This window comes from Synechococcus sp. H55.11, from assembly GCF_047462475.1.
GTDB lineage: Bacteria > Cyanobacteriota > Cyanobacteriia > Thermostichales > Thermostichaceae > Thermostichus.
Window position 1 is genome coordinate 3,653 of sequence record NZ_JANSJI010000033.1, and the last position, 6,227, is coordinate 9,879.

The following is a 6,227-nucleotide window of genomic DNA, read 5'->3' on the forward strand; positions in this document are numbered from 1 at the left end:
ACCCCCAGCCCCTCTCCCTGGGGAATCCCCTCACCCCCAGCCCCTCTCCCTGGGGGAGAGGGGAGCTGGAGAGCAACGGACAGGCTGTTCCATAATCTTTTGCAATGACTATGTGATGAGCGGATCCTAGGCTAGAAACTTTTTCAACTCGCAAGCGGCCATCTGTTCCAAGTGGTGGCCGGCCTGACGCTGGGCTTCGGTCACATCCGGGATCCGGTCGCAGAGGGCAGCAACTCCAATTGGCAAAGGTCGGGCGGCCAAGTCGGCTCGGGCTGCCGGGGTGGCCTGGCCACAGAGAATCAGCAGGGGCTTCTGGGCTGCCATGGCCAGCTCCAGCACCACTCCTACCACTTTGCCCATGCTGCTCTGTTCGTCAAGGCGGCCCTCGCCGGTCACCACCAGGTCACAGCGGTGGATGCGCTCCGCCAGAGCCAAGTGCTGGGCCAGCAAGTGGATCCCCGACTCCAGGGTGGCGCCTAAAAAAGCCACCAATCCTGCCCCTAGCCCGCCGGCGGCGCCGGCCCCTGGGATCCCGTCCACAGTCCGGCCCAGGTCGCGCTCCACCACTCTGGCCCACTGCTGCAGTGCCTGCTCCAACTGCCTTACTTGCTGGGGAGTGGCGCCCTTCTGGGGGGCAAAAACGGCAGCCGCCCCCAACGGGCCGGTGAGGGGGTTCTGCACATCGCAGAGGCCGCGGATGCACTTGCCCAGCCAGACAGGCTGCTCGGGCGGCTCGATGCGCGCCAGGCGGGCCAGCTCCCCTCCCCCCCAGCCAATGGGATCCCCGGCCTCATCCAGGAGGCGATAGCCCAAGGCCTGCGCCATCCCTGCGCCCGCATCGACGGTGGCGGATCCGCCCAGCCCTATCCAGATCTCGGCAATGGGATCCCGGCAGACGGCCCGCAACAGCTCCCCCAAGCCATAGGTGGTGGTGCGGGTGGGATCCCGCCGCTGTGGGGGCACCAAGGTCAGGCCGGCCACCTGGGCTACTTCCAGCAGCGCCCGCTCGCCCGCCACCCCGTATTCGGCCCAGACGGGATCCCCCAGCGGGCCGGTGACCCACAGCCCTCGTTTTTCTCCCCCCAGCGCCGGCAGCAGCACCTCTAGGGTGCCCTCGCCCCCATCGGCCAGAGGGAGCAGCTCCACCGCGGCCTGGGGCAACACTTGTTGGATCCCGCGGGCCATGCTCGCTGCCGCTTCCGTGGCCGTCAGGGATCCCTTGAAGCTATCCGGGCAGACCAAAATCCGCCGGGGCGCGCGCGGATCCCATTCCTTTTGTCCCCAATTCGACATAACCCAAAGTTTGGCTCGGCGAGGCTGTTCCAGCGCTAATTGTCCGGGATCCTTTCCCAGAGGGCCAGCCACCCCAGTTTCAAGGCCGGCCCCAGCACCCGCCAGGGACGAAAGCGAACCACCAGGGATCCCTGTCCGCGCCAGCCGCTGCGGGCGAAGGTAAGGCGCAGATGTTGGGCCAACGGGGGGGGCAGAGCGGCGATCAACCCTAGGCATTGCCCCGTCAAGGCCGGGTCGGCAAAGCCGATTTCTAGGCCACCTTGCCAGGACTGGATCTGGATCCCCTTGGCCAACTGCTTCAGAAGGGGCCAGAAGCGAGGCCAGTCGGCAAAGGAGAGACGGCAGCCCACCCGGGCCGGCCAATGCCCGCGAACGCAGAGGGATCCGCAGCGCCATTCCCACCCCCGACGGCTGCCCCGCAGAGCCAAGCCCCCCCACCCGCGCCATTTCCAGCTCCAGGCGAGGGGGCCTTGCCAAGGCTTGCGGTAGCGTAGCAGGAGCTGTTGTGGCCAGAACAGAAACAGCCCCAACCCAGTGACCAGCAGCAGCCCTGCCAGGTACTTGATGATCTCAAGCCAGCCCATAGCGGGCCAGAAAATGGGGCAAATCGACTACCTGACAGGTGTAGGATCCCTGCATCACCAGCCGCCCCTGCTGCGTGATCTCCACCTGAAACTGAACGCGCCTTCCCTCCACTTGCACAACCTCAACCTGAAGGTGTAGAGGATCCCCCACCACAGCTGCTGAGCAGTGTTCTAGGACAAAGCGGATCCCGACTGCCGCTTCTTCCCCCTCGTAAAAAGGCTGCAAGGTGTTGTGGCCACATCGCTCGATCAGCGCCAACAGAGCTGGGGATCCGATCACCCTCACGCCGGGGTTGCCCAGGGCCTCAGCCGTCTGCTCGGGGCCGGGGATCCCTTGCCAGGTGCCACGGGTGCCGAGGGGAAGGAGTTTCACAACCCTAGAACCTCAACGCTAGCGGGACGCTGTTCTGGACTGCCACCAGCGCCAGCCCTGCCCAAGCAAAAGGAACAGAGCCAGGATCCCAACGCTGGCCGCCAGCACCAGGGCCCGCTCCAGGCGGGTGGCATAGAACCCCGTCACCGTCCAGTTGCGGCTGAGGTTGGATCCGAGGATGGCGAGCGTGGCCAGGCCCAAAGCTTGGATCCCCGTCCAAGTCGCCCTTCTCCCTTCTTGGTTCAAGGCTATGGGCTGCAGCGCCGCCAAGATCAAGGCGGTGATCAAGGCTGCCAGCAAGAAAGCTGCTTGCGGCTGGGCATGGACGAAATAGCCCACCCCCAGCGGCAGGAGCAGGCTGCCCAGCGTCAGGCCGACCCCGGTTTGCAGGGGTTTGTCTAGCCCGTGCAGCCAGTAAAGAAGCGCAGCCAAGGCCATGGCCGCCATGCCCAAGTAGAGCGCCGCCGATACGTAGGGCTGGGTGAGGTCGATCCCGGCCACCTGCAGGTTGAACTGGTGCAGCAGGTTTTGCAGCAGGGGTCGGGCCGACAAAAACAGGGCAGCCATCGCCCCCCAGCGGCTGGGAAAAGCCAGACACCCCAGCCCCAGCAGCGCCGCCCCGTAGGATCCCCCCAGCCGCAACGCCAGCAGCGCCCCACCGCCTACCAGCGTCAGGCTCACACAGGCCCGCCAGAGCAAGGCCTCTTTCCCCTCGGGTGCCGGGATCCTGCTCTCCAAAGCCAGTAGAGCCCACGAGAGCAACACCCCCGCCCCGTACAGCAGCGCCCAAAAGGGATCCTGGTACAGCCCGTTGCGCACCAGAGCCAGGGCCAGCGCCGTCGCCACCAGCCATCCCACACCGTGCCCCAGGGCCGACAGCAGCCGGTTGGATTCCACCTCGCTGTCGGGTGAGGACTCTGTCCCGCTGGCGCGAACGGGAACAGTCAACAAGGGCAGGGTGCCCGCCACTAGGCTGAGGGCGGCCAGACCAACAGGTAACAACACCGGCCAAGGGAGATCTGGCAGAGATTCCCCTCCCATCTCCATAAGGCGGGATCCCCAAGTCAAGGCGGCGATGCCGCTCCAGCCCTGGGCCAGCCCCATCAGCACAGACAGCATCTCTCCTTCAGCCAAGCAGCCCAGCAACGGGATCCCCACCAAGCCCATCCCCAGGCCGCAGCCCCACAACAGCAGAGAAAAAGCAGCTCCCGCCTCAGATCCCTCGAAGGCGCCGCCGGCTACACCCTGCCAGGTGGCCAAGCTGAGCAGCAGCACCGCCAGCCCCTGCCCGGCCCGCCCACAGCCGCCCAAGCCCAGCAGCCCCAGTCCCACCAGCCCCCCCAACAGCAGGGCCAGCGGAACCGGTTCCGGCAACTGTCCCAGCCCCGCCCCCAGCGCTGCCAGGGCCGCCAGGCCCAGTCCCATTGCCGGCTGCCAACGGCGCAGGGATCCCCAGCGGCGATAGCGAATCGCTTCCAACAGCAGAACCACTAAGCCAATCGCTGCGGCAATCGCCAGCACTCCGCTTGCCATCTCCCCCTCCTGACCAACCCTTCCTCAACTATCGCCGATCTTGCAGCCGGGGAAGAGGCAGTGCTCGGGCCGCCGAGGCGATGGCAAAGATAAGCTGGAAAAGAGCAGCGAGCAGGCGTTCATGTCTTCCGAGCATTACAAGTTTGACCTTTTCTTGCGCTACCACCGAGAGCAGGCGCGGTGGGCGCGGCAACTGGCCGAGCGGCTGGATCGGGAGGGGTTCAAGGTCTGGTTTGACCGCTGGATGCTGCAGCCGGGAGACGACCGCCGGCTGGAGCTGCAACTGGCCATCGAACAATGCCGCTGGATCGGGGTGGTGGCCTCGCCGGAGTTTGTTGCCGATCCCTGGCCTAGAGATGAGCTCTACAGCGGCTTCTCCCACGCTCCGCCCCGACAGAACCAGCGCCTGCTGACGCTGCTCCACACGCCCGCCGAGCTGCCCCGCCCCCTGGCAGAAGCACCGCTGCTGGATTTTAGCGGCTCTGAGGAAGATCCGGTGCTGTTTGAGTACCGGGCCCGGGAGCTGATGCACTTTTTGGATCCCAGCTTCCCCACCCCTGGAGATCTGCAGCGATTTCGGCTGCAATACCACCGCCGCGAGGAACCTCCTGAAGATGAGGAAGTGCGGGGGTTCCAAGCTTTCCTACGAGCCATTCAGCTAGCCATCCTGCGCATTGCCACTGGCGAAATGCCCTCTGCCACACCGGAGGAAGGGGCACGCAAGATTGCCATTTTGCAATTTCTTCAGCGCCTGTTCCAGTGGAACAGCGCCGATATTCAATTCGATCGGGCCGAGGAGTGGCGCAAGCGGGGCAACCTAACCGAAGCCCTGGCCGCCTACGACCGCGCTTTGAACATGGATCCCAACTTCGCCCTGGCCTGGAGCCGACGCGGCGATGTGCTGGTGCAGTTGGCCCGCTACCGCGAGGCGGTGGATAGCTACAACGGATCCCTGAGCATCAACCCCTACGACGAGGAGACGCGGCTGCGCCTGGCCCTGATTCTGGGGCGCCTGGGCCAGTACAAAGCGGCGGTGGTCAACTACGACAAGGTGCTGGAGAGCAACCCGGAGGACGCCCTGGCCTGGCACAACCGCGGCATTCGCCTCATGCAACTGAAGCGGCCCAAGCTGGCCCTCAACAGCCTGAACAAGGCGCTGCGCTACAACCCCCAACAGCCCCGCACCTGGCTGGCGCGTGGGATCGTGTTGCGGCGGCTGCGGCGGCCCAGCTCGGCGGCGGCCAGCTTTGCTCGGGTTTTGAAGCTCAACCCCAGAAGTGGCCGGGTCTGGCGCTACCAAGGTAATGCCCTGTTCCACTGCCAGCGGCTGCGCTCGGCCATCGAGTGTTACAAGCGCTCGCTGCGGCTGCGCCGCCGGGATCCCATTACGCTCCATAACCTAGGGGTGGCTCTGCTGCGCCTGGGGCAGTATCGGCTGGCCAGCAAAGCCCTGGAACGTGCCCTGCGCTACGACGCCGACAACCCCAAAAGCTGGTACGCCCGCGGCGTGGCCTTCCAGAAATTGGGCTACCTAAAGGAGGCTTGCATTCACTTTGAGGAGGCCCTGAAGATCCGGCCAGAGGACTTCCCGGCTCGCTACGCCCTGGCAGTGGCCCAGCAGGAGCTGGGGCAATACGAGGCCAGCCTAGAGCAGTTCCGGAGCTTGGTGCAGCAGCGTCCTGGCAGCTTTGCCTGCTGGTTTGGCCAGATCACCAGCCTGCGCCGCCTGGGCCGATTGGAAGAAGCCCTTGCCGCCGCCCAAGAGATGACCCGCCTCAACGAACGGGATCCCTGGGGCTGGTTTGCCTTGGGCCTGGTCTATGGCGACCTGGGGGATGCAGAGAAAGCAGCGCAAGCCTACTCGCGCGTCCTGGAGCTCACCCCAGAAGACGCGGTGGCCCTCAACAACCGCGCCTGGGAAGCCCTGAAGCTGGGAAAGTTGGAGCTGGCCCTGGCCGACGCCCAACGGGCTACGCAACTGGAGCCGCAGCGGCCCGCCTTTTGGCATACCTTGGGGTTGATCCAACTACAGGCCGGCCAGCGGGAAGCGGCCCAGGCCAGTTTGCAGCGCTGCCTGGAGCTGGATCCCCAGTTTCAGCCGGCCCAAGCTGCATCCGGCTTGCCGACGGGCATGCCCACCGAAGATAGGGGGACAAAGTCCTTGGAAAGCCCCGCCGCCGAGATGGGATCCCCCTTGCCGGAGCTGGAAACCCTCACCCCTCAACCAGAGCCCCAGCCGCTAGACCGCAGCTCCTGAGCGGATCCCCTTGGCCTGCTCCCATCAGCGCGGCGCGGGCTTCCCAACCTACTCAGAGACAATCCGCACCTGCCCACCACAAAACCGTCAGGAATATAGTCGTTTCAGACAAGATTAAGACACTTTGCCGCTGCCCAAGCGCTCCGCGCCGCTCACGCGACCACCCCCAGCCCCTCTCCCAGGGGGA

General features: G+C 65.6%; 5 protein-coding genes. 1 reads left to right on the forward strand and 4 read right to left on the reverse strand.

Annotated features, from left to right (window positions below):
- Window positions 1-126 precede the first annotated feature (126 nt).
- Genes NW853_RS01275 through NW853_RS01290 form a run of 4 tightly spaced genes read right to left on the reverse strand, consistent with a single transcriptional unit; the run spans window position 127 to window position 3,783 of the window.
- A complete protein-coding gene (locus NW853_RS01275) occupies window positions 127-1,293 on the reverse strand; it encodes a glycerate kinase (protein ID WP_414347271.1) in 1,167 nt (388 codons plus the stop codon).
- Between the two features lie 35 nt (window positions 1,294-1,328).
- On the reverse strand, window positions 1,329-1,877 hold the full coding sequence (locus NW853_RS01280) for a hypothetical protein (protein WP_414335666.1): 549 nt from the start codon (window positions 1,875-1,877) through the stop codon (window positions 1,329-1,331).
- Window positions 1,864-2,250: a thioesterase family protein gene (locus NW853_RS01285; protein ID WP_414347273.1), complete on the reverse strand. Its 387-nt coding sequence runs from the start codon at window positions 2,248-2,250 to the stop codon at window positions 1,864-1,866. Before NW853_RS01285 ends, NW853_RS01280 begins: the two co-directional genes overlap by 14 nt.
- An 18-nt stretch (window positions 2,251-2,268) precedes the next feature.
- Window positions 2,269-3,783, reverse strand: coding sequence for a hypothetical protein (locus NW853_RS01290; protein ID WP_414347276.1), 1,515 nt, complete (start codon window positions 3,781-3,783; stop codon window positions 2,269-2,271).
- 121 nt (window positions 3,784-3,904) lie between these two features.
- Between NW853_RS01290 and NW853_RS01295 the strand changes: the two genes are divergently transcribed.
- The gene (locus NW853_RS01295) at window positions 3,905-6,040 is read left to right on the forward strand and encodes a tetratricopeptide repeat protein (RefSeq protein WP_414335660.1); all 2,136 of its coding nucleotides are present in this window, start codon (window positions 3,905-3,907) and stop codon (window positions 6,038-6,040) included.
- The last annotated feature ends 187 nt before the right edge of the window (window positions 6,041-6,227 follow it).

Bases quoted from the DNA above. Each gene is read 5' to 3' on its own strand.
- NW853_RS01275 (WP_414347271.1), bottom strand. From the start codon at position 1,293: ATGTCGAATTGGGGACAAAAGGAATGGGATCCGCGCGCGCCCCGGCGG.
- NW853_RS01295 (WP_414335660.1), top strand. From the start codon at position 3,905: ATGTCTTCCGAGCATTACAAGTTTGACCTTTTCTTGCGCTACCACCGA.
- NW853_RS01280 (WP_414335666.1), bottom strand. From the start codon at position 1,877: ATGGGCTGGCTTGAGATCATCAAGTACCTGGCAGGGCTGCTGCTGGTC.
- NW853_RS01290 (WP_414347276.1), bottom strand. From the start codon at position 3,783: ATGGCAAGCGGAGTGCTGGCGATTGCCGCAGCGATTGGCTTAGTGGTT.